24 protein-coding genes are annotated in these 25,445 nt (G+C 72.5%); 17 read left to right on the top strand and 7 right to left on the bottom strand.

Translation table 11 applies throughout. The features are described from left to right. Nucleotides 1-28 precede the first annotated feature (28 nt). Nucleotides 29-928 (top strand): HU family DNA-binding protein, encoded by a 900-nt coding sequence (locus ACVGV2_RS16245; protein ID WP_459163213.1) that lies wholly within the window; start codon nt 29-31, stop codon nt 926-928. Between the two features lie 359 nt (nt 929-1,287). On the opposite strand, the gene ACVGV2_RS16240 is transcribed toward ACVGV2_RS16245, so the two are convergent. The 3 genes from ACVGV2_RS16240 to cofC all read right to left on the bottom strand — a co-directional run bounded on the left by ACVGV2_RS16240 (nt 1,288) and on the right by cofC (nt 5,391). Next, entirely contained in the window at nt 1,288-2,250 is a 963-nt protein-coding gene (locus ACVGV2_RS16240) for an NUDIX hydrolase (RefSeq protein WP_459163212.1), read from the bottom strand. Nucleotides 2,251-2,253: 3 nt separating this feature from the next. Beyond that, a complete protein-coding gene (locus ACVGV2_RS16235; RefSeq protein ID WP_459163211.1) occupies nt 2,254-4,545 on the bottom strand; it encodes an RNA degradosome polyphosphate kinase in 2,292 nt (763 codons plus the stop codon). Nucleotides 4,546-4,689: 144 nt separating this feature from the next. Next, entirely contained in the window at nt 4,690-5,391 is a 702-nt protein-coding gene (gene cofC, locus ACVGV2_RS16230; protein ID WP_459166023.1) for a 2-phospho-L-lactate guanylyltransferase, read from the bottom strand. A gap of 277 nt (nt 5,392-5,668) precedes the next feature. On the opposite strand from cofC, the gene ACVGV2_RS16225 reads away from it, so the two are divergent. The 8 genes from ACVGV2_RS16225 (at nt 5,669) to ACVGV2_RS16190 (ending at nt 14,853) form a co-directional block, all read left to right on the top strand. Next, entirely contained in the window at nt 5,669-6,481 is an 813-nt protein-coding gene (locus ACVGV2_RS16225) for a lysophospholipid acyltransferase family protein (protein WP_459163210.1), read from the top strand. Continuing rightward, on the top strand, nt 6,465-7,529 hold the full coding sequence (locus tag ACVGV2_RS16220; protein WP_459163209.1) for an NAD(P)H-dependent glycerol-3-phosphate dehydrogenase: 1,065 nt from the start codon (nt 6,465-6,467) through the stop codon (nt 7,527-7,529). The genes ACVGV2_RS16225 and ACVGV2_RS16220 overlap by 17 nt, the downstream gene beginning before the upstream one ends. Further along, nucleotides 7,526-8,641 carry a cystathionine gamma-lyase gene (locus tag ACVGV2_RS16215; protein ID WP_459163208.1) on the top strand — a complete coding sequence of 372 codons (1,116 nt, stop codon included), beginning with the start codon at nt 7,526-7,528 and terminating at the stop codon, nt 8,639-8,641. Before ACVGV2_RS16220 ends, ACVGV2_RS16215 begins: the two co-directional genes overlap by 4 nt. Before the next feature lie 382 nt (nt 8,642-9,023). Continuing rightward, entirely contained in the window at nt 9,024-9,425 is a 402-nt protein-coding gene (locus tag ACVGV2_RS16210; RefSeq protein ID WP_459163207.1) for a cysteine dioxygenase, read from the top strand. A gap of 144 nt (nt 9,426-9,569) precedes the next feature. After that, entirely contained in the window at nt 9,570-10,976 is a 1,407-nt protein-coding gene (pdxR, locus tag ACVGV2_RS16205) for a MocR-like pyridoxine biosynthesis transcription factor PdxR (RefSeq protein ID WP_459163206.1), read from the top strand. A gap of 99 nt (nt 10,977-11,075) precedes the next feature. Beyond that, complete coding sequence (locus tag ACVGV2_RS16200) at nt 11,076-12,167, top strand: D-alanine--D-alanine ligase family protein (RefSeq protein WP_459163205.1); 1,092 nt, start codon at nt 11,076-11,078, stop codon at nt 12,165-12,167. Nucleotides 12,168-12,544: 377 nt separating this feature from the next. Next, nucleotides 12,545-12,946, top strand: coding sequence for a MerR family transcriptional regulator (locus tag ACVGV2_RS16195; protein ID WP_459166022.1), 402 nt, complete (start codon nt 12,545-12,547; stop codon nt 12,944-12,946). Nucleotides 12,947-13,371: 425 nt separating this feature from the next. Beyond that, complete coding sequence (locus ACVGV2_RS16190; RefSeq protein WP_459166021.1) at nt 13,372-14,853, top strand: SulP family inorganic anion transporter; 1,482 nt, start codon at nt 13,372-13,374, stop codon at nt 14,851-14,853. A 13-nt stretch (nt 14,854-14,866) separates the two neighbouring features. On the opposite strand, the gene ACVGV2_RS16185 is transcribed toward ACVGV2_RS16190, so the two are convergent. Both ACVGV2_RS16185 and ACVGV2_RS16180 read right to left on the bottom strand, forming a co-directional pair. Then, on the bottom strand, nt 14,867-15,445 hold the full coding sequence (locus tag ACVGV2_RS16185; protein ID WP_459163204.1) for a DUF3515 domain-containing protein: 579 nt from the start codon (nt 15,443-15,445) through the stop codon (nt 14,867-14,869). 88 nt (nt 15,446-15,533) lie between these two features. Beyond that, on the bottom strand, nt 15,534-15,767 hold the full coding sequence (locus tag ACVGV2_RS16180) for an Lrp/AsnC ligand binding domain-containing protein (protein ID WP_459163203.1): 234 nt from the start codon (nt 15,765-15,767) through the stop codon (nt 15,534-15,536). Between the two features lie 95 nt (nt 15,768-15,862). Here ACVGV2_RS16180 and ACVGV2_RS16175 point away from each other — a divergent pair, with 95 nt between their 5' ends. The 3 genes from ACVGV2_RS16175 (at nt 15,863) to ACVGV2_RS16165 (ending at nt 18,407) form a co-directional block, all read left to right on the top strand. Then, nucleotides 15,863-16,843, top strand: coding sequence for a thiamine-phosphate kinase (locus ACVGV2_RS16175; protein WP_459163202.1), 981 nt, complete (start codon nt 15,863-15,865; stop codon nt 16,841-16,843). A gap of 136 nt (nt 16,844-16,979) precedes the next feature. Further along, entirely contained in the window at nt 16,980-17,684 is a 705-nt protein-coding gene (locus tag ACVGV2_RS16170; RefSeq protein ID WP_459163201.1) for a uracil-DNA glycosylase, read from the top strand. A 141-nt stretch (nt 17,685-17,825) separates the two neighbouring features. Further along, nucleotides 17,826-18,407 (top strand): Rv1733c family protein, encoded by a 582-nt coding sequence (locus ACVGV2_RS16165; protein WP_459163200.1) that lies wholly within the window; start codon nt 17,826-17,828, stop codon nt 18,405-18,407. Nucleotides 18,408-18,465: 58 nt separating this feature from the next. Here ACVGV2_RS16165 and rpmB read toward each other — a convergent pair whose 3' ends face one another. Then, nucleotides 18,466-18,657 (bottom strand): 50S ribosomal protein L28, encoded by a 192-nt coding sequence (gene rpmB, locus ACVGV2_RS16160; RefSeq protein WP_459163199.1) that lies wholly within the window; start codon nt 18,655-18,657, stop codon nt 18,466-18,468. Nucleotides 18,658-19,083: 426 nt separating this feature from the next. On the opposite strand from rpmB, the gene ACVGV2_RS16155 reads away from it, so the two are divergent. Both ACVGV2_RS16155 and ACVGV2_RS16150 read left to right on the top strand, forming a co-directional pair. Then, nucleotides 19,084-20,649: a DAK2 domain-containing protein gene (locus ACVGV2_RS16155; protein WP_459163198.1), complete on the top strand. Its 1,566-nt coding sequence runs from the start codon at nt 19,084-19,086 to the stop codon at nt 20,647-20,649. Nucleotides 20,650-20,815: 166 nt separating this feature from the next. Then, the gene (locus ACVGV2_RS16150) at nt 20,816-22,027 is read left to right on the top strand and encodes a CapA family protein (protein WP_459163197.1); all 1,212 of its coding nucleotides are present in this window, start codon (nt 20,816-20,818) and stop codon (nt 22,025-22,027) included. Nucleotides 22,028-22,101: 74 nt separating this feature from the next. On the opposite strand, the gene ACVGV2_RS16145 is transcribed toward ACVGV2_RS16150, so the two are convergent. Continuing rightward, the gene (locus ACVGV2_RS16145; protein WP_459163196.1) at nt 22,102-22,566 is read right to left on the bottom strand and encodes a hypothetical protein; all 465 of its coding nucleotides are present in this window, start codon (nt 22,564-22,566) and stop codon (nt 22,102-22,104) included. Between the two features lie 55 nt (nt 22,567-22,621). On the opposite strand from ACVGV2_RS16145, the gene ACVGV2_RS16140 reads away from it, so the two are divergent. From ACVGV2_RS16140 to ACVGV2_RS16130, 3 genes are all read left to right on the top strand, one after another. Continuing rightward, a complete protein-coding gene (locus tag ACVGV2_RS16140; protein ID WP_459163195.1) occupies nt 22,622-23,317 on the top strand; it encodes a response regulator transcription factor in 696 nt (231 codons plus the stop codon). After that, a complete protein-coding gene (locus ACVGV2_RS16135; protein WP_459163194.1) occupies nt 23,317-24,609 on the top strand; it encodes a sensor histidine kinase in 1,293 nt (430 codons plus the stop codon). The genes ACVGV2_RS16140 and ACVGV2_RS16135 overlap by 1 nt, the downstream gene beginning before the upstream one ends. A gap of 168 nt (nt 24,610-24,777) precedes the next feature. Further along, nucleotides 24,778-25,278: a PepSY domain-containing protein gene (locus ACVGV2_RS16130; RefSeq protein WP_459163193.1), complete on the top strand. Its 501-nt coding sequence runs from the start codon at nt 24,778-24,780 to the stop codon at nt 25,276-25,278. Nucleotides 25,279-25,445 lie beyond the last annotated feature (167 nt).

Below are 25,445 nucleotides of genomic sequence, written 5' to 3'. Positions count from 1 at the left end.
TTAGTTGTCGTCCTGGGAGGGACCGAAAGTGAACAAGGCCCAACTCATCGAGGCCCTGGCTGAACGGCTCGGTGACAAGAAGACCGCCAGCCAGGCCGTGGAAAACGTCGTGGACATCATCGTTCGCAATGTGAACAAGGGCGAGAAGGTCAACATCACCGGATTCGGGGTCTTCGAGAAGCGCGCTCGGGCCGCCCGCACTGCGCGGAACCCCCGCACCGGCGAGACCGTGAAGGTGAAGAAGACCAACGTGCCGGCTTTCCGCGCCGGTACGCAGTTCAAGGAAGTCGTCGGCGGACAGCGGAAACTGCCGCGCGTGTCCGGATCAAAGGCGGGCACCGCCCGTGGGCAGACCACGCGGACCACCTCCGCTTCGCGCACGAAGAGCGCCTCGACGGGGTCCACGACCGCATCGTCCACCTCGGCGAAGACCAGTCGTGCCACCACGAAGGCGAGCACGGCCAAGGCCGGCACGAGCAAGGCGAGCACCGCCAGCAAGGCCAGCACCGCCAAGACCGGTACGAGCAAGGCGAGCACCGCCAAGACCGGTACGAGCAAGGCGAGCACGGCCAAGACCGGTACGAGCAAGGCGAGCACGGCCAAGACCGGCACGAGCAAGGCGAGCACGGCCAAGACCGGCACCAGCAAGGCCAGCACGGCCAAGACCGGTACCAGCAAGGCGAGCACCGCCAGCAAGGCCAGCACCGCCAAGACCGGTACGAGCAAGGCCAGCACCGCCAAGACCGGCACCAGCAAGGCCAGCACCGCCAAGTCGGGCACGAGCAAGGCCGCGCCGAAGTCCACGGCGAGCAAGTCCACGTCCACTGCGAGCAAATCGACATCCGCGGCGAAGACTTCGGGTACGCGCACCACGCGTTCCACGAGCACCAAGAAGTCGCAGTCGGCCGGCAAGACAACGCGAAAGTGAACGTGCTCGCCGGTGCGGTGAGCACGTTCTTCAACATCCGGCAACGGGCGGTGTCCTGATCCCCTCGGGGAACGCGGACGCCGCCCGTTCGTCATGCGCAGGCCGTCCGCAGCGCCTTCTCAGCGCTTCGCGGTCCGCGCCGGAGGGAAGGCCTGTGTCGCCCGGTCCCGCGCGGCACAGCGGTCGCTGCGGGCCCACAGCGGTGCTTTCCGCGGTGGGTCCGGTGGCGATGGCGGGTCCTTCGGCTCTGGCGAGCCGAAGGACGGGGGGCGGGTTAGTGCACTACCTGTGCACCACCACGCCGCCAGCATCGCTCCCTGAGGGCACGCCCTGCGAGGGATTCACCCGGTCCCGGGTTCTCACGCGCGGGCTTCGGGGAAGTAGTCCGCGGCGACGAGCCGCGGGAGGGGGCCGTGCCCGTTGTCCGACGTGGCATCCCGGCGGAACATCAGGCTCCACACGCTCGCCTTGGCGCTGCTGATGCCTTCGTCCAGCTGCACGCCGCCGGTGCGCGCCAACCGCGTCACGAGGTCCGGAATCACCCTGCCCTGACTGCACACCACGATGGCGCCGGCCGCTGCGGCCAGCCGCGTCAGCCGGTCGACGGCCGCCTCCGGCTCGGCCGCGTAGCCCTCCTCCGAGAGCAGCGGCTCGTCCACGACGTCGGATCCCAGCCGCTCCGCCAGCGGTTCCACGGTCTGCGTGCACCGCACCCGCGGGGCGGAGTGCACGCGCGCCGGCTCGTACAGCGACAACAGTTCGGTCAGCGCGTCGCGCTGCTCCCGCCCGGGCCCGGAGAGCGGCCGCAGGGTGTCCTCGCCGGTCCACTGCGCCCGCTCGCCCGCGTCGGCGTGGCGCACCAGCAGCACCATCACGGTGTCCGTCGGCAGGCGCTCGAAGGCCTGCACCACCGGAACGTCGACGGAATAGCTCAGCTGTTCGCGCGCCCGTTCGGGCGCCATCCAGCGGAGTTCGTCCACTTCGTCATTGGCGGCGAACGTGCCGGGCAGGGCTTGCGCCGCGAAGTAATCGACCGTTTTGCCGCCGCGTGCGACCGCATAGGTGACCTGCGTCAGAAATCGGGACAGGGCGCAGCGGAAACCGGTCTCCTCGAGGACTTCGCGCACGGCGGCCCGCGGTGCGATCTCCCCCGGATCGATCTTGCCCTTCGGCAGGGTCCAGTCGTCGTAGCGCGGACGGTGCACCACGGCGATTTCCCGGCCTTGCGCACCCCACCGCCACAGCACGGCGCCCGCGGCGCGCACCACCGCGGGCGCCTGCCGATCGCTCTCCTCGGTGGACCGCTGTTCGATTCTGCCCATGCTTCAAGACACCTTCGCGCCGTGCGTTCGCAGCATCTCCAGCTGGTGGTCGCGCACCTGCTCCACACCGTGCGGGGATGCTTCCCAATCGCCCTTCGCGTTGAGCACCCAGCAGCGTGTGGACGGGTGCAGGGCGGAGTCCAGGATCGAGTCCAGCTGCGCGGTCAATCGCGGATCGGTCACCCGCACCTGCGTTTCGATGCGCCGATCCAGGTTGCGGTGCATCATGTCCGCGCTGCCGATCCAGTGCTCCGCGCAGCCCTCGAAGTGGAAGATCCGCGAATGCTCGAGGAACCGCCCCAGGATGGAGCGTACTTCGATGTTCTCGCTCAACCCGGGCACCCCCGGCCGCAGCGCGCAGATTCCGCGCACGACGATGCGGATCGGCACTCCCGCCCGCGAGGCGTGGTACAGCGCGTCGATGATCTGCTCGTCCACGAGCGCGTTGACCTTCATGCGGATGCCGCTCGTCGAGCCCTGCCGGGCGCGTTCGGCTTCGGCTTCGACGCGTTCCACGATGCCGCTGCGGATCCCCTGCGGTGACACGAGGATCTTGCGGTAGGTGTCGTGCTTGGCGTAACCGGTGAGCACGTTGAACAGATCGGTGAGGTCCGCCCCGACCTCGGGCGAGGCGGTCAGCAGCCCCAGGTCCTCGTACAGCCGCGCGGTCTTCGGGTTGTAGTTGCCGGTGCCGACGTGGCAGTAGCGGCGGATCGTCGAGCCCTCCTGCCGCACCACCAGAGCCGTCTTGCAGTGCGTTTTCAGCCCGACGAGGCCGTAGACCACGTGCACGCCCGCGCGTTCCAGCGTGCGCGCCCACTGGATGTTGGCCTGCTCGTCGAACCGCGCCTTCAGCTCCACCAGGGCGACGACCTGCTTTCCCGCCTCGGCGGCGTCGATGAGCGCGTCGACGATGGGCGAGTCCCCGGAAGTGCGGTACAGCGTCTGCTTGATCGCCAGCACGTTCGGGTCCTCGGCGGCCTGTTCGATGAAGCGCTGCACCGTGGTGGAGAACGCGTCGTACGGGTGGTGCAGCAGCACGTCGCCCTCGCGCAGGGTGGCGAAGATGCTTTTCGACGTGCCTTCGGCGAACGCGGGATGCGTCGCGGGAACGAAGCTCTGGTACTTCAGCTCCGGGCGCTGCAGCTTGTGCAACTGGAACAGGCAGGACAGGTCCAACAGCCCGCGTCCCTCGACCACCTCGTCGCGGTCCACCTCGAGCTCGCGCAGCAGCAGCTCGAGCATGTTCTCGCTCATCGTGTCGGTGACTTCCAACCGCACCGGGGGGCCGAACCGCCGGCGTGCGAGTTCCCGCTCCATGGCCTGCAGCAGGTCCTCGTCGCGGTCCTCCTCCACTTCGAGGTCGGCGTTGCGGGTCACGCGGAAGATGTGATGCTCGGCGACCTCCATGCCGGGGAAGAGCTTGCCCAGGTGCGCGGCGATGAGCTCCTCCAGCGGCAGGAACGTCGCCAGTTCGCTGTTGCGCTCGGACTCCAACCGGATGAGGCGGGCGACGTTGTTCGGCACCTTCACGCGGGCGAACCGGCGCATCCCGGCCTCCGGGTCGGCCACGTTCACCGCGAAGTTCAGCGCCAGCCCGGAGATGTACGGGAACGGGTGCGCCGGGTCCACCGCGAGCGGCGTGAGCACGGGGAAGATGTGCTCCTCGAAGTAGGCCGACATGTGCTCCCGGTCGTCGGCGTCGAGCTCGTCCCAACCGACGATGGTGATGCCGTGACTGCGCAGTTCCGGCAGCAGCTCCTCGGTGAACACCCGCGACACCCGCCGCATCAGGTCCTGGTTGCGGGCCGCGATCCGCTCCAGCTGCTCGTGCGGTGTGAGCCCGTCGGCGCTGCGCACGGCCAGCCCGGCTTCCTCGCGGCGCTTCAGACCGGCCACTCGCACCATGTAGAGCTCGTCCAGGTTGGAGGCGAAGATCGCCAGGAACCGCACCCGCTCCAGCAGCGGTTGTGAGGGGTCTTCGGCGTGCGAGAGCACCCGCGCGTTGAAGTCGAGCGAGGACACCTCGCGGTTGAGGTACCGGTCGTCGGGCAGGTCGGTGCTGGCGGCGGCGCGCGTCGCGGCGGGCGGTGCCGACGGCACGCGCGCGTCCCCGTCGGATTCCGGCGGCGTGCCGTCGGCGGAGGGGGACTCCGCGGCGAGGCCGGGCTCGAGCGTCCACGGCGCGCCGCCCGCCCCGCGGGGCGCATCCGGGGCGTCGGCCGCGGCCGAGGCGTGGGCGGGTTCGTTCGTCCGATCCGTGCTGTCCGAGTTCACCTCGTCATTGTCGCGCATGCGGGCGGGGCTCCTCGACGGTTGAACGGGTTGCGAGTGCGGTGGCTGCCCCGCGGCCGCAGGTCTGCCGCGGGGTGCTCGACCACTCGCGATTGTCCGGGAGCAGCGGTTTTCTGGCGAACCCGGTGCGTTGTGGCACGCGGTTCACCCGGGTGGGCCGGGCGCAGTGCCGTCCGGGGCGGCACCTTCCGGTGCTGCGTTCTCCGGTGCTGCGGTGTCCTGCACTGCGGTGACCAGCGCCCGCCGCGTGTGCTCGCCGAGGCCGAGTCGTGCCGCGTGTTCGAGGTCGGCGACCGTGTCCACGTCGCACCGCAGCGAGGACCACGACCCGGTGAGGGTTTTCGCGCCGGAGCGCGCGTGCGCTGCGGCCGAGGACGGGCCGAAGTGCGGTGCCAGCGGCTCGCCGCGGGCCGCCACCAGCATGGTCGTGCCCGTTCCGTGCCGGTCCGGGCAGAACGCGCGAGCACCGCCGGCGGCGCGCAGCGCGGCGTCGAGTTCCGCCGGGCGCAGCGCCGGAAGATCGGCTTGCAGCGCGCCCACGCGATGCGCACCGTGCCGCAGCGCCTGCTCCGCGCCGTGCCGCAACGCCGCGTTCAGCCCCTCCTCCGGCGCATCCGGGCACGTTCGCACCCCGTGCTCGCGAAACAGCGCCCGTAGCGCCGGATCCGAAGTAACGACCGTCACATCCGCCACACCGCTCGCCGAGCGCGCGGCGAGCACGGTGTCCAACACCAACGCCGCGACCAGCGCGCTGTGCGCCGCGCGATGCCCCGCGCCCGCGTCCGCGGCGCCGTGCAGCCGTGTTTTCCCCAGACCGAGCGGTTTGACCGGCACCGCGAAATGCACCCCGGCAACGCTGGGCACGTCGGGAACGCTGGGCACGCCGCCCGCGCAGCGCGTCTCGTGCTTGCTCGACGGGGGAACGGTCACCGAGCCCTCCCGGTTCCTCGGGCTGTGCGCAACGGCCGTCGTGCGGCGGGTCACCGGCGGGCGCGGGGAGCGCCCGACGCTCCCATTGTGCCGCCCCGGCCGGAACCGGGACGGTGCACCTCGGGCGGCGGCGGGTAAGTTGACGTGGACCGCGAAGCCGCCCGAGGTGGGCGAGGTGTGCGAAGGAGCTGTCGTGGCGGAACCGAGCAGGAGTCTTCGGCGTGAACGTCGCCGCACCCGCGAGGCAGCGCGGGGTGCGGGCAAGTTGTGGATCGGCCTGTGCCGCGCGGTGTTCTACACCCTGACCGCCGCGCTCTCGCGCACCCGCTCGTGGGGGATGCGCAACGTTCCCGCGCAGGGTCCCGCGCTGCTGGTGCTCAACCACGTGTCGCACCTCGACCCGGTCTACGACGCGGTGACCGTGCACCGCGCTGCGCGCCTCCCGCGCTTCCTCGCCAAGGCCGACCTGTGGCAGAAGAAGTTCGTGAGCTCGGTGCTCACCGGCGCGGAGCAGATCCCGGTCCCGCGCGGCACGAGCGACGTGGAGAAGAGCCTCGAAGCTGCGCACGAGGCGCTGCGCGACGGCAAGATCGTGCTCATCTACCCCGACGGCACCATCACCAAGGACCCGGACGGGTGGCCGATGCGGCCGAAGAGCGGGCTCGCGCGGCTGGCGCTGCACCACGACGTGCCGGTGATCCCGGTCGCACGGTGGGGCACGCGGGACATCTACGACCACTACAACAAGCGCTTCCGCCCGTTCCCGCGCAAACAGGTCACCTACCACTTCGGCGAACCCGTGGATCTGTCCGAGCACCGGGAAGGCACACCGGACGCGCGCACGATCCAAGCGGTGACCCTGCTCGTGATGGGCCGGGTGCGCGCGTTGCTGGGCGGCCTGCGCGGCGAGCAGCCGCCGGAGGAGTACTACAGCCCGGCGCGCAAGGGCCCGCGCGACCGGTCCGGTGGTGCGGAGCAGAAGCGGGGCGATGACGGTGCGGCCTGAACGAACTCCGCACATCGCCGTGCTCGGTGCGGGATCCTGGGGCACCACCTTCGCCAAGGTTCTCGCCGACGCGGGCAACGACGTGCTGCTGTGGGCGCGGCGCACCGAGGTCGCCCGGGACGTCAACGACAACCACCGGAACACGGCCTACCTGCCGGAGATCGCGCTGCCGGAGCGGCTGCGCGCCACTGAGGACGCCGCCGCGGCCCTGCACGGTGCCGAAGCGGTGGTGCTGGCCGTGCCGAGCCAGAGCCTGCGGGAGAACCTCGCCGGCTGGCAGCCGCTGCTGCCCGAGGAGGCCACCCTCGTCAGCCTCGCCAAAGGGGTGGAGCTGAGCACGCACCAGCGGATGAGCGAGGTCATCGCCGAGGTGGCCGATGTGCCCAGCACCCGTGTGGCCGTGGTCTCCGGGCCCAACCTGGCGCGGGAGATCGCCGAGGAGCAGCCCACCGCCACCGTCGTGGCCTGCGCCGAGCACGAGCGGGCCGTGCGGCTGCAGCGCGCGTGCTCGACCGGCTACTTCCGCCCGTACACCGACACCGACCTGGTGGGCATCGAAATCGCCGGCGCGTGCAAGAACGTCAGCGCGCTGGCGTGCGGCATCGCCGCCGGGCTGGGCTACGGGCAGAACACCACGGCCTCGCTCATCACCCGCGGGCTCGCCGAAACCGCGCGGCTCGGCGCGGCCCTGGGGGCTGATCCGCTGACGTTCTCCGGACTGGCCGGGTTGGGCGATCTCGTGGCCACGTGCGCCTCCTCGCTGTCGCGGAACCGCACGTTCGGTGAACGCCTGGGCCGCGGGGAGAGCCTCGCCGCCGCGCAGGACGCCGCGCACGGGCAGGTCGCCGAGGGGGTGAAGTCCTGCACGTCGATCCGCGCGCTCGCCGAACGGCACGGCATCGAAATGCCCCTCGCCGACGTGGTGCACCGCGTCTGCCACGAAGGGCTCGAGCCGGGACCCGCGGCCGCGGAACTGCTCGGCCGCGAGCCCAAACCGGAGAAGTCGCACGCGGGCTCCGGGCGCGGAAGGGCGGGAGCGTCGCGATGAGCCCGACGGGGCGGGAGGAACTCGGCGACGGCACGCGCTGCGTGCACGGTGGGCACCCCGCGCCGGAAGCCGGCACGCCGCTGTTCCCCGGGCCCGTGTTCGCCGCGCCGTACCACCTCGGCGAGCCCGGCGGGGGCGAGGACTTCTACGGCCGCGCGGGCAATCCCACCTGGCGCGCGCTGGAGACCGCGATCGGCGACCTCGACGGCGGGCGCTGCGTGCTGCTGCCGTCCGGGATGGCCGCCGTGAGCACGCTGCTGCGCAGCGTGCTGGAACCCGGTGACGCGCTGGTGCTGCCCGATGACGGCTACTACGCCACGCGCGAGTTCGTCCGCACCGAGCTCGCCTCGCTGCGGCTCGACGTGCGGGAGGTGCCGACCCCCGGGCCGTGGACGCCGGAGACCGTCGCAGGGGCGAAGCTGGTGCTGTTGGAAACCCCGTCCAACCCGGGCGGGGACGTCTGCGACATCGCCGCGGTGGCCGAGGCCGCGCACGCGGCCGGTGCCCTCGTCGCGGTGGACAACACCACCGCGACCCCGCTGGGGCAGCGCCCGTTGGAACTGGGTGCGGACGTGGCGCTGGCCAGTGACGCGAAGGCGCTCGCCGGGCACAGCGACGTGCTGCTCGGGCACGTGTCCACGCGGGACGAGGAGCTGGCGCAGCGCCTGGTGCGCGCCCGCACCCTCTCCGGCGCGATCCCCGGCCCGTTCGAGACGTGGTTGGTGCACCGCAGCATGAGCACCCTCGACCTGCGGTTGGCGCGCCAGGCGGAGAACGCGGCAGCTCTGGTGGACGCTCTCGCGGGGCATCCGGCGGTGTCGGAAGTGCGTTGGCCGGGGTTGCCGGCGGACCCCTCGCACGAGGTGGCCGCGCGGCAGATGCGGCGCTGGGGCGGGGTGTTCCGCTTCCGGCTGGCCGATGCCGCGGCCGTGGAGCGTCTCGTGCAGCGCAGCCGACTGCTCCTCGCGGCGACCAGTTTCGGCGGAGTGCACAGCACGGTGGACCGGCGGGCGCGGTGGGGCGATCCGGTCGCGGAGGGTTTCGTCCGCTTCTCCGCCGGATGCGAGGATCCGGCCGACCTCGTCGCGGACGTGCTGGCGGCGCTGGAGTGACGCACGCCGCTGCACACGGCGGTGTGACCGGCGCATCTCTGGCTTGACGGGTCGCTGCGGGGCTGGTTTCGTACGTGGCGTGTTGCAGCGTGCTTGGACAGCTCGACGCGGTGGTATCGACCTGCGCGGGGATCTCAGCCTGCGCGGTCATATCCGTCTGCGGCGTGTCGCCAGCGCGCTGTGTCCGTGCCCTTCGCGCTGATCGGTTCCGTTCCCCGGCCGCTGCGCGTGCGCCTTGCCGCCGCGCGCCCGTGTTCGCGAAGGATGCTTTCCCTTGTTCGCCGTTCCTGAAAACACCGTGACTCCACCTGCTGACGTATCGACCCTGCCGGCTGCGACCTCGGACCCGACTGCCGAGGCCTCGGACCTGGCTGCTGGCCCGGTGCGGAACACTTCCCGCTCGTCCGCCGCGCACCCGGTGCGCCTGGCCCGGGAGCTGGCCGCCGATCGCACGCGCTGGGCCCACCTGCTGCGCTACGACCCGGAGCAGCGCTGGGCGAGGCGTTTCCTCCTCACCGAGGACTACGAGGTCTGGCTGCTCAGCTGGCTGCCCGGCCAGGGTGCCGAACCGCACCACCACGGCGGCGCCACCGGAGCGTTCACCGTCGTCAACGGCACGATCACCGAGAGCGTGCTGCGCTCCGGGGCCGAAGCGGTGCACGTGCTCGGACCGGGCCAGTCCCGGGTGTTCGGCCCGGACTACGTGCACCAGATGCGCAACGACGGCGCGGACCCGGTCGTGACGATCCACGTCTACAGCCCGGAACGCCGCATGGGGCGGTAGGCCCGCCGTGATCCGCACAGCCGTTACCCGCACAGCCGTGATCCGGGCAGCCGCGGCTCGCACGGGCCCGCACCGCCGGTGCCGCGTGCACCGGCGGTGCTGCGGGGAGAACCCCCGCGGGCAGGACTCCCGCGGGCAGGACCGTTGAACGCGCCCGCCGTGGAGCCGGCGATCGCGCTGTCGCGGGACAGCGCGCGCCCGTTGCCCGCGCAGATCGCCGAGGCGCTGCGGCAGGCGGCCGCGGACGGCCGCCTGCGGGGCGGCGACCGGCTGCCGTCGACGCGCGTGCTCGCCCGGCAGCTGGGAGTCAGCCGCACGGTCACCGCCGCGGCCTACGAGCAGCTGCACGCCGAGGGGTGGATCAGCGGCGTGCGCGGCTCCGGCACCTACGTCACCACCAGCCCGCCGGCCGCGGAATCCCGGCTGGCAGCGGCCACCGCGTCGCCGCCGGGAACGGGTCCCGAGCAGGAAACGCCGCTCGTGCCGGGCGCGCCGTGGGCCGAAGGCATCGACACGGCGGCGTGGCGCCGGGCGTGGCGAGCCGCCGCCGACCACCCGCCGGACTGGCGCACCTGCCGTGCCGGGCTGCCGGAGTACCGCGCCGCCGTGGTCGAACACCTGCTGCGGCACCGGGGACTGGCGGTGACCGCCTCCGCCGATCCGGTCGAGAACGTGCTCGCGACCGGTGGCACCACCGCAGCGGTGTCCGAGCTCGCCGCCGTCGCGTTGCGCCCCGGCGACGTGGTCGCCGTCGAAGAACCCGGCTACCAGCGCGCGGTGGCGGCCTTCCGCGACGCCGGCGTGCGCGTCGTCCCCGCACCGGTCGACCGCGCCGGGGTGGTGGTCGACGACATCCCCTCCGGGGTGCGGGCGGTGTACTGCTCGCCCGCGCACCAGTACCCGCTCGGGGGGCGGCTGCCCGCGGAGCGGCGGATCGCGCTGGTGGAGCGGGCCCGCACCGAAGGCTGGTTGATCGTCGAGGACGACTACGACGGCGAGCTGCGCTACGACGTGTCGCCGCTGCCGGTGCTCGCCTCGCTGGCGCCGGACGTCGTCGTGCACCTCGGCACCACGAGCAAGCTGCTCAGCCCCACGCTGGGGGTGGGGTGGATGGTCGCGCCCGCAGCGGTGCTCGCGGCGGTGCTGGACCACCGGGAGCGCACCGGCATCGGTCCCGCGCCGGCGGGGCAGCGGCTGCTGGTCGAGTTCGCGCGCACCGGGGACCTGGCGCGGCACTTGCGGCGGCTGCGTCGGGAGCTGTCCCGCCGGCGCACCGATGTGGTGCGCGGTCTCGAGGAGGCCGGGGTGCCGGTGTTCGGTGACCAGGCCGGGGCGCACGTCGTGATCGGGCTGTCCAGCGCCGAAGCGGAACGCGCCGTGCTCGACCGGGCTCGCGCCGCGGGGCTCGTGCTCGACGGCCTGGCGCGGCACCACCAGGGACAGCAGGTGTGGTGCGGCATCGCCCTCGGCTTCGCCGCGTGCCCGCGCGCGGAGCTGCACCGCGCGTTGTCGAGGTTGACGCGGCTGTGCGGTGAAGCTGCTGTGCGGTGACGCAGCTGCGCGATGGTGCAGCGGGAGCTGCTGGTCGCGGGCTGCGGCAGGTGCACGTCCCGTCCGCGCGGGCCCGCAACGGGCGGTATCCTCCGGCGCATGGCACAGCGCAAGACCCGGGTGGCGGTCGTTTTCGGTGGACGCAGCAGCGAGCACGGCATTTCCTGCCTGTCGGCCGGGAGCGTGCTGGCGCACCTGGACCGGGAACGCTTCGAGATCCTCCCCGTGGGGATCACGCCGGAGGGCGGCTGGGTCCGCGGCACCGACGATCCCGAGCAGCTGGCCCTGCGCGACCGGCAGGAACCCAGCGTGACCGGTGACGCGGCGCTCGTGCTCCCCGCGGATCCGACGCGTCGCGAACTCGTGCACCTCGACTCCGCCCGCGCCGGGACTTCGTTGTCCGATGTGGATGTGGTGCTGCCCGTGCTGCACGGCGCCTTCGGTGAGGACGGCACCGTGCAGGGGCTGCTGGAGATGGCCGCGGTGCCCTACGTCGGCGCGGGGGTGCTCTCCAGCGCCGTGTCGATGGACAAGGAGTACACCAAGAAACTCCTCGCCGCGGAAGGACTTCCGGTCGGCGAGTACGCCGTCCTGCGCCGCGGGCAGCGCGAGCTCGAGGACGAGCAGCGCGCTCGGCTGTCGCTGCCGCTGTTCGTCAAGCCCGCGCGGGCCGGCTCCTCGGTCGGCATCACCAAGGTCACCGACTGGGGCGGGCTGGACGACGCGATCGCCGAGGCCCGCAGGCACGATCCCAAGGTGATCGTCGAATCCGGTTGCAGCGGGCGCGAAGTCGAGTGCGGCGTGCTGGAGTTCCCGGACGGCCGGGTGGAGGCCTCGATGCCCGCGGAACTGCGGGTGACCGGCGAGGCCGGCTGGTACGACTACGAGTCGAAGTACCTCGACGACGTCACCGAGTTCGACATCCCCGCGAAGCTTCCGGACGACGTGGCCGAACGCGTGCGCGACGCGGCCGTGCGCGCCTTCCGCGCGCTCGAGGGGCAGGGTCTGGCCCGGGTCGACTTCTTCGCCACCGAGGACGGCGAGCTCGTGCTCAACGAGGTCAACACCATGCCGGGATTCACGTCGATCTCGCTGTACCCGCGGATGTGGGAGCACATGGGCGTGGACTACGGCACGCTGCTGACCACCCTGGTGGACACCGCGCTGGCGCGCGGCACCGGTCTGCGGTGATCCCGCCCCGGTGGGAGGTTCCGCGGATCGGTCGGCGTAGCGGGCCCGGTGGTTCCGGGGAACTCCGCGCCGAGCGGTTCCGCGCGGGACGAGCGCGCGGAACGCGGCCGCTCCGCACCGCTGCCGGAGGCGCAGCGGCGCCCGCTCGGAACCCTATCGCGATGTCAGGGTTTCCCGCGGCGCGGCCAGCGGCCGCGTGGCTGCCCCGGTGCGGTCGGTAACCTCGGTGCGACGAGCGGACGCGAGCAAGCGGACCACGAGCGGACCACGAGCGGACCACGGCGTCACAGCGGTGCCGGGCGCCGGTGCGGGCGGGGTGCCGCAGCGGGCGGGGTGCCGCAGCGGGAGAGGAAGGACGCGGTGTGGCCGACGAGCGGATGCAGATCGGCGAGGTGGCGGAACGCACGCAGCTGTCCCTGCGCACGATCCGCTACTACGAGGAGGTCGGCCTGGCCGTGCCCAGCGCGCGCAGCCAGGGCGGGTTCCGCTTGTACACCGAGCCCGACGTGCAGCGGCTGCTGCTGATCACGCGGATGAAGCCGCTGGGCTTCCAGCTGGGCGAGATGCGCGAGCTGCTCGCCATCCTCGACCCCGCACCGGAGGACCCCGAACTCGACGACCCCGCCGAGCGGCTCGCCGAGTACGCCGGGAGCGCGGAGGAGGCCTGCGCGGACCTGCGCGAACGGCTCCGCGCCGGTGAGGAGTTCGCCGCCCTGCTCAAGGCGTACGTGGAGATCGCGCGGCACGGCACGCGGCCCGCGCACATCCACCGCGGCTGAGGGCCTCCGCTGCTGAGGGGCTCCGGGGGGTCCGGTCGGCGCGGGTGCCGCACCTCCTGCGCCGCTGTGACGCGGCTCGCGACGTGATCCGGCGCTCATCGGGCGGGTGGGGGAGTGCGCCGCCCCGCGGGCGTTGTCTAACGTCAGGGAAGAGTTGCGGCCGTCGTGGCATCGCGCGCCGCTGCGGCCTCTGGGGTCACCGACGCCCCCGGACTTTCGACCGCGGAACCGAGGAGCGTCCATGCGTACCGAGCAGGGTGTGATCCGGCCGATCTGAGCCGTCACCCGTGACCGCCCGAGCGGACGGGAACATCCCGCATCCCGTCCCCGTCACGTCCGCCTTCTCCGCCGCGCGCCGCCGCGGCGAGCACATCGCGCCGCGAGGGCGGCGCCCGAGCACGTCAGGTTGAGTTGTGTCGAACACCGTGTCCTTGTCCCGCCTGCGCGGGGTGCGCCCCGCGTGGTTGTCCCCGAAAACCGCCCGCACCGAGGTCCTCTCGGGGCTGGTCGTGGCGCTGGCCCTGATTCCGGAGGCGATCTCGTTCTCGATCATCGCCGGGGTCGATCCGAGCGTGGGGCTGTTCGCCTCGTTCGTGATGGCGGTGGTGATCTCCGTCGTCGGCGGGCGCAGCGCGATGATCTCCGCCGCCACCGGTGCCGTCGCACTGGTGCTGGCCCCGCTCGTGCACGAGCACGGGCTCGGCCACCTGCTCGCCGCGGTGGTCCTCGGCGGGGTCATCCAGGTGGTTCTGGGGGCGGTCGGTGTCGCGCGGTTGATGCGGTTCATCCCGCGCAGCGTCATGGTCGGCTTCGTCAACGCGCTGGCCATCATGATCTTCATGGCGCAGGTGCCGGAACTGGTCGACGTGCCGTGGCAGGTGTACCCGCTGTTCTGCGTCGGGCTCGTGCTGATGATGCTGCTTCCGCGGCTGACCAGGGCCGTTCCGGCGCCGCTGGTGTCCATCGTGGCGCTGACCGCGTTCACCGTCGCCGCAGGCATCGCCGTTCCCGCGGTCGGTGACAAGGGCGAACTGCCGAGTTCGCTGCCGGTGCCCGGGATTCCCGATGTTCCGTTCACTGCGGACACGTTGACGACCGTCGCCCCCTACGCGCTGGCGTTCGCGCTCGTGGGGCTCATGGAGTCGTTGATGACCGCCAAGCTCGTCGACGACCTCACCGACACCCACTCGAACAAGACCCGCGAGTCCATCGGCCAGGGCATCGCGAACATCGCCACCGGCGTCTTCGGCGGCATGGGTGGCTGCGCGATGATCGGCCAGACCATGATCAACGTGAAGAGCGGGGCGCGCACGCGGCTTTCCACGTTCCTGGCCGGGGTCTTCCTGCTCGTCCTGTGCCTGGCGCTGGGGCCGGTCGTCTCGCAGATCCCGATGGCCGCGCTCGTGGCGGTGATGGTGCTCGTGGCTTTCGGCACCTTCGACTGGCACAGCATCCACCCGCGCACGCTGCGGCGGATGCCGCTCGGGGAGACCACCGTCATGCTGGTGACCGTGATCGTCGTCGTCACCACGCACAACCTCGCCATCGGCGTGGTCGTCGGCAGCATCACGGCCATGGTGCTCTTCGCCCGCCGCGTCGCCCACCTCGTCGAGGTCAGCGCGACCGCGGATCCCGAGGGCGGGCAGGTCGTCTACGCGGTCACCGGCGAGCTGTTCTTCGCCTCCAGCAACGACCTCGTCTACCAGTTCGACTACGCCGGGGACCCGGACCACGTGATCATCGACATGACCGACGCGCACATCTGGGACGCCTCCACGGTCGCCGCGCTGGACGCGGTGACCGCGAAGTACGAGGCGCACGGCAAGACCGTGGAGATCGTCGGGCTCGACGAGCACAGCGCGACCATGCACACCAAGCTCACCGGCGAACTCGCCGGCAGCCACTGAGGGCGCGCGGCAGCTACTGGAAGATCTCGTCCTCGGGCAGGGTCGAGCCGAGGATGCGCGAGAGGTCCTGCAGCGGAGCGCTGCCCGAACCGGCGGGCAGGTTCAGCGCCACGTAGACCGGGCGGTCCGCGGCGAGCCACGTGGTCTGCCCGCCCTGCTCGATCTCCAGCCAGCTCACCCCGTTGACCTCGACCAGCGGCGAGGTCGGCCGCAGCTCCGCGGGGGCGGGGATGCCGCAGCGCACGGTGATCGGATCGTGCTCCGCATCCCCCCAGGCCACAGCGCCGTCCGGAGCGGGGTCGGCGATCGCGCGCCGCGGCACCTGCTGGCCGCCGACCTCGAGCGCCTCCGGCAGCGCGTCGAGCACCCGGGCGCACTCGGATCCGCCCGCATCGGGCGCGGGCACGGGCGGCAACGCAAGCGGGCCGGTGCGCCGCGCCTGCTCGGCCTGCTCGACGGCCTGCTGGCGCTGGTGCTCGGCGTACCGGGCGTAGGCCCCCAGGCCGGCCACGACCAGGGCCAGCACCGCGCTCAGCACGACCGCCGCGATCAAGGCCGGCTTGGGGACTCCCGACACCGTCTGCTTGCTCACCGGCCCACTACAGCATCACCGGCCTGCCACCGCGCACGGCCCCCCGGAGGATGCGCGGTGGGTAACGGCGCGCAACCGGTCGGGACCTTCAGAGGTGGACGACCGGGCACGTCAGCGTGCGGGTGATGCCGCTGACACCCTGGATGCGCGCGACCACCATCTTGCCCAGTTGGTCGACGTTCTCGGATTCGGCGCGCACGATGACGTCGTACGGCCCGGTGACGTCCTCGGCGGTGATGACGCCGGGCATGTCGCCGATCTCCGCGGCGACGGTGGCGGCTTTGCCGACTTCGGTCTGGATGAGGATGTACGCCTGTACCACGGTGTGCCCTTTCCGCTCGGCCCTGCACTCGGGTAGGAAACTGGCAGCGAAGCGCCAACTGCCTCGAGCTGATACTCAAGGAAGGACGGTCTCCGTTGGGGCCCGATGCGACGGAAAACACGCGGACGATCGCGGAACTGGGTGAGTTCGACCTGATCTCCCGGGTAACCGCCGGGCGCGCCCAGTCGGAGGCTACGCTGCTCGGCCCCGGTGATGACGCGGCCGTGCTGGCCTCCGGCGGCAGTGTCGTCGCCGGCACCGACGTCCTCGTGCACGGTGTGCACTTCCGGTTCGACTGGTCCACACCCCACCAGGTCGGCCGCAAGGCGGCAGCGGTCAACCTCTCCGACATCGCCGCGATGGGGGCGGTGCCGACAGGCCTGCTCGTCGGCCTCGCCTGCCCCGCGGAGACGCCGACCGACCTCGTCGACGACCTCTCCGCCGGACTGGCCGAGGAAGGTGGGCAGGTCGGCGTCGGCGTCGTCGGCGGGGACGTGGTCTCGTCCAGCGTGCTCACCGTGTCCGTCACCGCGCTCGGCGACATGCGCGGCCGGGAACCCGTCACCCGCGCCGGTGCGCGCGCGGGCGATGTGCTCGCCGTCGCCGGACGGCTCGGCTGGTCCGCCGCGGGTTACGCCGTGCTCGCACGCGGGTTCCGCTCACCGCTGGCCGTCGTCGGCGCCCACCGCGTTCCCGAACCGCCCTACGACGCCGGTCCACGCGCCGCAGCGGCCGGCGCCACGTCCATGGTGGACGTCTCCGACGGGCTGCTGGCCGACCTCGGGCACGTGGCCGCGGCTTCCGACGTGGCCATCGACGTGCGGTCCGAACTGCTCGACGTGCCCCACCGGTTGAGCGAAGTCGCCTCGGCGCTCGGTACCGACGCGCGCACCTGGGTGCTCACCGGCGGTGAGGACCAGGCGCTCGCGGCCACGTTCCCCGACGAGTCGGCGGTGCCCGACGAGTGGCGCGTCCTCGGCGAGGTCACCGAGAGCTCCCGGGCGGGCGAAGGCGGCCGGGTCACCGTTGACGGGGCGGAGTTCGCAGCGGAAGCCGGCTGGCAGCACTGGCGTTAGCAGGCTCGCCCAGCGGTCCGAAGGAGGAACAGCGGTCCGAAGGAGGAACTCCCCAGTGGACGGAGCGCGAACGGCCCTACGGGCTCGGTGCGGGCCGCGAGCCGCTCCGCCGCGGCGGTGGTTAGGCTGGCGAGCCATGGCAGCACGTTCTCTGCACGAACAGGTCGAGGCCGGTTGGGCCGATGCGCTCGAGCCCGTGGCCGATCGCATCACCGAGATGGGCAAGTTCCTGCGCGAGGAGGTCGCCGCGGGGCGGACGTACCTGCCCTCTCCGGAGCACGTGCTCCGCGCCTTCCAGCAGCCGTTCCACGACGTGCGGGTGCTCGTCGTCGGCCAGGACCCCTATCCCACGCCGGGGCACGCGGTGGGGCTGAGCTTCTCCGTGGCGCCGGACGTGCGCCCGCCGAAGAGCCTGGTCAACATCTTCCGCGAGTACACCTCCGACCTGGGGCATCCGATGCCGTCGAGCGGTGACCTCACGCCGTGGGCCGAGCGCGGCGTGCTGCTGCTCAACAGGGCGCTGACCGTCGAGCCGCACAAACCCGGCTCGCACCGCGGGCGCGGCTGGGAGGAGGTGACCGCCCAGGCCATCCGCGCGCTCGCCGGGCGCTCCGAACCGCTCGTCGCCCTGCTGTGGGGGCGGCACGCGCGCGAACTGCGCTCGCTCATGCCCGGCGTCGCCTGCGTCGAATCCCCGCATCCCAGTCCCATGTCGGCCGACCGCGGTTTCTTCGGTTCCCGCCCGTTCAGCAGGGCCAACGAGCTGCTCGAGGAGCAGGGCGCCAACCCCGTGGACTGGAAGCTCCCCGCGAACGCCGAAAACCGCGCGCCCTCGGAGTGAACCGAGCCTTTTCACCCGGTTCAGTGACCAGCGGAGCTGCGTCCGGTCAGCGCTGGAGCGCGGCCGCGCCACGGACGTACATTGAGACGGACGGGGCCATCCGTAGCGTCAGTGCTGGTCACTGCGGGGAGAGGGCTCGTTATGGCAGCCGGGAGGACACCCTTCGGCCTGCGGAGCTTGTTCCGCGGGGTCCGGGAGCGCGCGAATCCGCTGTGGCGCGGCACGGACTGGTTCGAGCCGCTCGCAGTGGCGGTGCTGGTCGTGTTCCTCCTCGGCGGCTTCGCCGCCGCGATGCTCGTGGGCCAGCTGGAACTGTCCCGGCGCATCGACCAGGTCCGGGCGGAGCAGCGGGAGAAGGACGAGGTCTCGGCGACGGTCGTCGCGCGCGCACCGCAGAACCGCGGCACGGACACCGTGGCCGTGCGCCTGGGGGAGGGCGGGGACGCCCGGTTCGCCATCGTCGACGTGCCCTCCAGCGCCGCATCGCGCCCCGAAGTGCCCCTCTGGGTCGACCGCTCCGGTGAGATCACCAGCCCGCCCATGACCGAAGGCGACGCGTTCCAAGCCGCCGGGGTGACCGGCGCGTTCGTCGTCGTGGGATTCGCGGTCACCGGTGCCGCCGGTTACGGCGCGGCGCGCTGGTGCGTCACGCGGCGGCGCCTGCGCGCCTGGGAAGCGGAATGGGAGAAGGTGGAACCGCACTGGCGGGGCCAGCCCGACTGACGCGAAAACCCCGGGTCGGTTCGCCCGGCCCGGGGTTCGTGCGCGCGATGATGCGGCTTCAGCCGCGCGCCACCTTGCCCGCCTTCAGGCAGGAGGTGCACACGTTCATCCGCTTGCGCTGCGAGTGACCGATCTTGGCGTGCACGGTCTGAATGTTCGGGTTCCACCGGCGCCTCGTCTTCCGGTGGGAGTGCGAGACCCAGTTGCCGAAGCCAGGTCCTTTGCTGCAGACGTCGCAGACGGCAGCCACGTCAGACACCCCTTCTTCGCGTTGACGGTTACAGCGATGAAGCCACGCAAGCGACTCCCACTTGCGTGTGGGCATGTCACCCGGGGGTGACTGCGCTTGCTGTGTACCGCCGTTGGCGGCTAGGCGCCCCGAGTCCGGTTCCCACGGGAACGCGGTCGCCCTGGGTTTCGCCGCCCGGGACCGGGTCAGTGTAGCTCACCGGGGTCCCTCGCCCGTGCGGCGGGCCCGTGCGACGGGTCGAGTTCCCGGCGCACCGTGCTGCGCGCGCAGCGTAGCGCCCGCTGCAGCGGGATGTGCAGGGGTGGTACCGCGCGAGCTGCGGCACTCGGCCTCGGTCCGCGGCGGTGGAGCGGGAGGTGCGGAAGGGGTGGTGCGGACCGCCGGGGGTAATAGGCTGCGGGCGCACGAGACGGACGAGGAGGAGCGGTGCTGCGGACGCTGGACGTATCCGCTGCTCGGCGCTGGATGGCGCGGACCGTGGGGCATCTCACGGACGAGCGCGCCGCCATCGACCGGATCAACGTCTACCCGGTCGCCGACGGGGACACTGGTACGAATCTGCTGCACACGGCGCGCGCCGGCTGGCGGGCCATGGCTCCGGTGACGGCTGCGGACCTTGCAGCCGCGCTGGAGGCCGCGGCGAAGGGCGCGGTCGCGGGCGCGCGCGGCAACTCCGGCGTGCTGCTCGCCCAGGCGCTGCGCGGCTTCGCCGAGGCCTTCGCGGAGCACGCCGCCGGGGACGGGGCGGCGCTCGCCGCCGCGCTGCGGCGGGCCGAGCGGGTGGCCGCCCGGGCCGTCGCGGAACCGGCGCCGGGCACCTTCCTGTCGGTGGCGCGAGCCGCGGCCGAGGCTGCCGAGCGCGGCGGGGAGCTGGCCGAGGTGGCGCGGGCGGCCACGGTGACCGCGGCCGACGCGTTGGCCGCCACGCCCGGCCAGCTCTCCGCGCTGCGGGAATCGGGAGTGGTCGACGCCGGCGGGCGGGGGTTCGTGATCCTGCTGGACGCGCTGCACGAAACCGTCTGCGACGGTCGGCGGCTGGCCGCAGAACCGCCCGGTGGTGGCCGGGCCGACGCGGGGGACGGGGAGCTCGCCGGCGGTTACGAGTACGAGGTGATGTACCTGCTCTCGGAGACCGACCCGGGACGAGCCGAGCGGCTGCGGCAGCGGCTGGCCGAGCTCGGCGACTGCGTCTCCGTGGCCGGGGACGGTGCCGAGTCGTGGGCGGTGCACGTGCACTGCGATGACATCGGCGCGGCGGTCGAGTGCGGCATCGAATCCGGCCGGGTGCAGCGCATCTCCGTGACGCGGTTCGCCGACGAGACCCCGGCCGAAGCGCCCGCCGGCGTGGGCAGCGCCGTCCTCGCGGGTGTGCCGAGCCCTTCGGTGGGCGGGCTGTTCAACGCCGAAGGAGTGCACACGGTGCCCGTCGACGCGTCCACGAGCGCCGCGCGGCTGTGCGCCGCCGTCCGGGAGACCGCGGCGACCCACGTGGCGCTGCTGCCGAACGACGCGGAGATCGCCGCGGCGGCGGAATCCGCGGCGCACCAGGCCGAACGCGAAGGGCAGGAGGTCGTGGTCGTGCCCGCCGCCTCGCCGGTGCAGGGGCTGGCCGCCGTGGCCGTGCACGACCCGCAGCGGCGGCGCGCGGACGATCACGTCGCCATGGCCGAGGCCGCCGCGGCCACTCGCCGCGGCGAGCTGCGCATCGCCGACACCGAGGCGTTGACCTGGGTGGGGCGGTGCCGGGCCGGGGACGTGCTCTGCCTGGTGGACGGCGAGGTCGTCCTCATCGCCGCCGACCGGGCCGGCGGTGCGCGGGAGCTCGTCGACCGGATGTTGGCCACCGGCGGGGAACTGCTCAGCGCGCTCGTCGCCGATCCGCAGCTGCAAGCGGAGCTGGGCGGTCATCTGCGCCGGACGCATCCCGAGGTCGAGTTCACCGCCCACAGCGCACCGGACCTGGACGCGGTGCTGCTGCTCGGCGTCGAGTGACGCCCGGTTTTCCGCCGACACCGGGACAGACCACTGTGGACTTCCCACCGCGCGCACCCGTGCTGCGACCGCCAGCGGTGCTCCGCGCCGCGGAAAGCAGCGCACTTCGGGGCTGTCGCGCCCGTTTCGAGTCGCCGGCACGCTGAAGCGGCGGTACGTTCCCGAAATGTTCGCCAGTCGCCGCACCGCGCCCGTCCTGGCCCTCGTCGTCGTGATGTCCGCCGCGAGCTGCACTGCCGGCGGACGAGGGGGTCTGCTCTCGCTCCCGCCGGTGGACGCGCCGCAGCAGTCCAGCCCGACACCCGCACCGAGCCCGGGCTCCACCCGGGAGCCCAGGGAGTTCACCCTGGTGGGCACCGGTGACGTGCTGTTGCACGAACCGCTGTGGCAGCAGGCCGAGCGCGACGCCGGCGCCGGCGGGGAAATGGACTTCGCCCCGCAGCTGGCGGGCATCGCCCCCGTGGTCGAAGCCGCCGACGTGGCGGTCTGCCACCTCGAGGTGCCGCTGGCAGCCGAAGGTGGTCCGCACGAGGGCTACCCGAGGTTCTCCGGACCGCCGCAGGTGGCCACCGCGCTGGCGGACACCGGCTACGACGCCTGCACCACGGCGTCCAACCACACCTTCGACCAGGGCGCCGAGGGCGTGGATCGGACCCTGGACACGTTGGACGCAGCTGGCATCGCGCACGCCGGCTCGGCCAGGACCGAGCAGGAAGCCGGCAGGACGACCACGCTCGACGTCCCCGCCGGATCGGGATCGGTGCGGGTCGCGCTGCTCTCCTACACGTTCGGGTTCAACGGCGCGTCGAGCCCGGACGGCGAGGCCTGGCGGAGCAACGAGATCGACGAGGCGAAGATCCTCGACGATGCCGCGGCCGCTCGGGCGGACGGCGCCGAAGTGGTCGTCGCCGCGACGCACTGGGGCGAGGAGTACGAGCACGAGCCCGACGAACAGCAACGCGCGCTGGCCCCGGAGCTGATCGCCTCGCCGGACATCGACCTGCTGCTGGGGCATCACGCTCATGTCGTGCAGCCGATCGAGAACTTCGACGGCGAGTGGGTGGTGTACGGCATGGGCAATCTCATGGCCAACCACGCAGAGCCGGAAGGACCGAAGTCCGAGGGACTGCTGACCAGCTTCACGTTCACCGAAGACGGCAGCACCGGGGAGTTCGGCGTCACCGATGCCGAATACCTGCCGCTGCACCAGACCGACGAGCCACCGCTCGAAGTGCTCGACGTCCCCGCGGCGCTCGAGGGCGGAGACGTCGGCACGGCCGGCGCCGCTCGGCTCGAGGAAACCATGGAGCGCACCACCGAAGTGGTGGAAAGCCGCGGCGGAGCAGAAGCGGGGTTGTCGGTCCTCGGCAGCGGCTGACGGCGATCGGCAGCGACCGGCTCACGCAGCCGGCACGGCGCGCCGCACCGGCGAACGAGTTCCTGCGCGCTGCGTCAGTTGTCCACGTCGACCGAGGTGAGGGGTTGCCCGCTGCGGCACTCCACGGACACGTCCACATCGGTGTTCTCGGATTCGAACGTGACCTCGGCCTCGTCGTCCGGGCCGTCCTGCACGTCGTCCGCCTGGAAGCCCTGCGCCGGGCTCCAGGACAGCAGCAACGCCTGCCCGCCCTCGTCGCAACCGGTCACCACGGTGCCGCCCGGGGTGCGTTCGACGTGGCGCGCCTGCGGTCGATCGTTCGGCCCCCCGTCGGGCGCGGGGTCTGCCTGGGCGGGCGTCGCCGGGCGGGCCAGTTCCGCCCGCACCTCGCCCGGTTCGGTCATGGGCGGGCCCGGGGCGAGGATGCCGCGGCCGAGCGCGGACACGGCGACGAGGCCGAACGCGACCGCGACACCGGCGGCGGCCAGCCAGCCCAGCACCGCCAGGGCGGTGCGCGTGACCCGGGTGCGGGAAGCCATGGCTTCCACTATGCCAAGCCGTCCGCCCCGTGCGGCGCGGGCTACGGTGCGGTGCGTGGCGCAAGTGTTGTTGGTCGAAGACGACGCGACCATTCGAACGTCGTTGAGCAGGGCGTTGCACGAGCTCGGGCACGCCGTCACCTCGGCGTCGACCGCCATGGACGGGATGAACCAGGTGGTGGGGCAGAACCCGGACCTGGTGGTGCTCGACATCGGTCTGCCGGACCTGGACGGGCGGGAGATGCTGCGCATGCTCCGCGCGGTCAGCCGCGTCCCGGTCGTGGTGGCCACCGCGCTGGGTGCGGAGGACGAGATCGTGCAGGTACTGGACGCGGGGGCCGACGACTACGTCGTCAAACCGTTCGGCGCCGGCCAGCTGGACGCGCGCATCCGGGCGGTGCTGCGGCGCGGCGGGGAACGTCCGGCACCCGAGGCCCTGGTCGTGGACGGGTTGCGCCTCGACCCGGCCTCGAGGACGGCCACATTGGACGGTGTGGTGCTGGAGCTCGCCCCGCGCGAGTTCGATGTGCTGCACTACCTCGCCCTGCGTCCCGGGCAGGTGGTGAGCAAGCGGGAACTGCTCACCGAGGTGTGGCAGCTGCCCCACGGCGGGGCGGACAAGACGGTGGACGTGCACCTGTCGTGGCTGCGGCGCAAGCTCGGGGAAACCGCGAAGAACGCGCGGTACCTGCACACGGTGCGCGGCGTGGGCGTGCGGTTGGGCAGCCCCGATGCCCAGGGGAACGCCTGATGCGGCGGCGGATCGCGCTGCTCGTCGTGGCCACCACGGTGCTCGTGGTGGTGGCCTTCCTCATCCCGCTGGCGGTGCTGGCGCGCACGGTGGCTTTCGACCGGGCGGTCAACGACGCGACCGTGCAGGCGCAGGCGCTCACCTCGGTGGTCTCCACCGCGGACCCGCACGTGCTGGAGCTCAGCATCCAGCAGGCCAATGCCGACGGGCGGTTCCCCGTCACCGTCTTCCGCGGTGACGGCGCGCAGATCGGTGCGGACGCCGAGCGCACCCCGGCGGTGCGGCTGGCGGAGCGGGGCCGCAGCCTCACGGTGGACACCCGCAACGGGGTGGAAGTGGTGGTGTCGGTGGGCGACGCCGCCGGCGGTCAGGCGGTCATCCGCACCGCGGTCAGCGAGCAGGAGCTGATGCGCGGGGTGCACCGCGCGTGGCTGCTGCTGGCCGTGTTGGGCGTGGCGCTGTCGGCGTTGAGCGTGCTCGTCGCCGATCGGATGGCGCGCGGCCTCGTGCGTCCGACGCGGGAGCTCGCCGGCGTGTCGCACCAGCTGGCGGCCGGACAGCTGGACGCACGCGCCCGGGTGCAGGCGCCGCAGGAGATGCGCGATGTCGGCACCGCGCTGAACCACCTGGCCGGCCGGATCCGCGAACTGCTCGCCGAGGAGCGCGAGCGCGCCGCGGACCTGTCCCACCGGTTGCGCACGCCGTTGATGTCGCTGCGGTTGGACGCCGAAGCGCTGTCCGACCCGGCCGAATCGCAGCGGATCACCGACCACGTGGATGCGCTGCAGCGCGCGGTCACCCGGATCATCGAGGAGGCGGGCCGGCGCAGCGACACCTCCACCGGGGAGGTGGCCGAGCACTGCGATGCGGCCGCGGTCGTGTCCGAGCGGGTGGCGTTCTGGTCGGTGCTCGCCGAGGACACCGACCGCGAGGTGCGCACGGACCTCGCCGAGGGGCCGCTGCGGGTCGCCGTCAGCGAGGCGGACCTGGCCGCGTGCGTGGACGCGTTGCTGGACAACGTCTTCGGGCACACCGAGGACGGAACCGGGCTCTCCGTGACGTTGTCGGCCGGCGACGGTGCGGTGCTGCTGGTGGTGGACGACGAGGGCGCCGGCTTTCCGGCCTCGGACACCGGTCCGCTGCGGCGCGGCGCCAGCGGGAGCGGTTCGAGCGGCCTGGGCCTGGACATCGTGCGCCGCGCGGCCGCCGACTCGGGTGGCGGGGTGCGCCTGGAGCAGGCGCCCGGCGGCGGTGGCCGAGTGGTCGTCGAGCTCGGGTACGCGGCTGGCTGAGCTGCGTGCGAGCTGCCGGTGACCAGCGATGACGAGTTTTATCGTTTTCTTAGCATTCGAGTAGCGCCCGATTAGCCGTGCCGCTGGGAACGTCGTTGTCGACGGCGACGCGCAGTCGCGGACCACGCCGGGAAGGCGCAGGGAAGACGCAGGGAAAGGTACGAGGTGATGGGCAACAAGAAACTGATCGGCGCGCTCGCGGTGACCGGCGGAGTGCTGGCCCTGGGCAGCACGGCGGCATTCGCCGGCGGCGACGGCTCCTCCGGAAGCGACCCCGCGGACGTCCGTCCGGCCTCGGCCCAGCAGCAGGCAGACCGACCCGCCGCGGACGGCGAGGGTGACCGGCCTTACACCGGGCCGGACCCCGGTGAGATCCGCACCGGCCCGGGTGACCACTACACCGGCCCGAAGCCGGATCGGGCGTACCCCCACCGGGGCAACCCGTGGCCGGAGCACTGCTCGACCGAGCAGCCGCAGATCAGCAGTGAGCACGCCGAGCGGATCGCGCTGGAGAAGGTTCCCGGAGCCAGCGTGACCGAGATCGACCTCGACCGCTGCTACGGCGTGGAGTGGGAGCTCGACCTCCGCAAGGGCGACATCGAGTACGAGGTCGAGATCAACGCGGACAACGGGAAGATCGTCTCGTTCGAGGAGGACGAGGACGACTGAGCCGGACGGGGCAGCAACCGCGCGGGGTGTTCCGCGACATCCCCCGCGCCGGGCTTTCCCGATCCCGCGCGAGCACGTTGCGTCGGTCACCGCCGAGCGGAGGGCGGTGGCCGGCGGGACCGCTCCGGGACCGGCGGTGCGCACGGTGTCGGCCCGATCCGATAGCT

This window comes from Bounagaea algeriensis (assembly GCF_054491375.1).
The sequence above is the reverse complement of the archived record's forward strand: the minus strand, read 5'-3'. Positions and strand labels throughout refer to the sequence as shown.

Bases quoted from the DNA above. Each gene is read 5' to 3' on its own strand.
- ACVGV2_RS16235 (WP_459163211.1), bottom strand. From the start codon at position 4,545: ATGCGCGACAATGACGAGGTGAACTCGGACAGCACGGATCGGACGAAC.
- ACVGV2_RS16145 (WP_459163196.1), bottom strand. From the start codon at position 22,566: ATGGCTTCCCGCACCCGGGTCACGCGCACCGCCCTGGCGGTGCTGGGC.
- ACVGV2_RS16165 (WP_459163200.1), top strand. From the start codon at position 17,826: ATGGCAGCCGGGAGGACACCCTTCGGCCTGCGGAGCTTGTTCCGCGGG.
- ACVGV2_RS16135 (WP_459163194.1), top strand. From the start codon at position 23,317: ATGCGGCGGCGGATCGCGCTGCTCGTCGTGGCCACCACGGTGCTCGTG.
- ACVGV2_RS16150 (WP_459163197.1), top strand. From the start codon at position 20,816: ATGTTCGCCAGTCGCCGCACCGCGCCCGTCCTGGCCCTCGTCGTCGTG.
- ACVGV2_RS16220 (WP_459163209.1), top strand. From the start codon at position 6,465: ATGACGGTGCGGCCTGAACGAACTCCGCACATCGCCGTGCTCGGTGCG.
- ACVGV2_RS16195 (WP_459166022.1), top strand. From the start codon at position 12,545: ATGCAGATCGGCGAGGTGGCGGAACGCACGCAGCTGTCCCTGCGCACG.
- ACVGV2_RS16240 (WP_459163212.1), bottom strand. From the start codon at position 2,250: ATGGGCAGAATCGAACAGCGGTCCACCGAGGAGAGCGATCGGCAGGCG.
- ACVGV2_RS16200 (WP_459163205.1), top strand. From the start codon at position 11,076: ATGGCACAGCGCAAGACCCGGGTGGCGGTCGTTTTCGGTGGACGCAGC.
- ACVGV2_RS16130 (WP_459163193.1), top strand. From the start codon at position 24,778: ATGGGCAACAAGAAACTGATCGGCGCGCTCGCGGTGACCGGCGGAGTG.
- ACVGV2_RS16170 (WP_459163201.1), top strand. From the start codon at position 16,980: ATGGCAGCACGTTCTCTGCACGAACAGGTCGAGGCCGGTTGGGCCGAT.
- ACVGV2_RS16215 (WP_459163208.1), top strand. From the start codon at position 7,526: ATGAGCCCGACGGGGCGGGAGGAACTCGGCGACGGCACGCGCTGCGTG.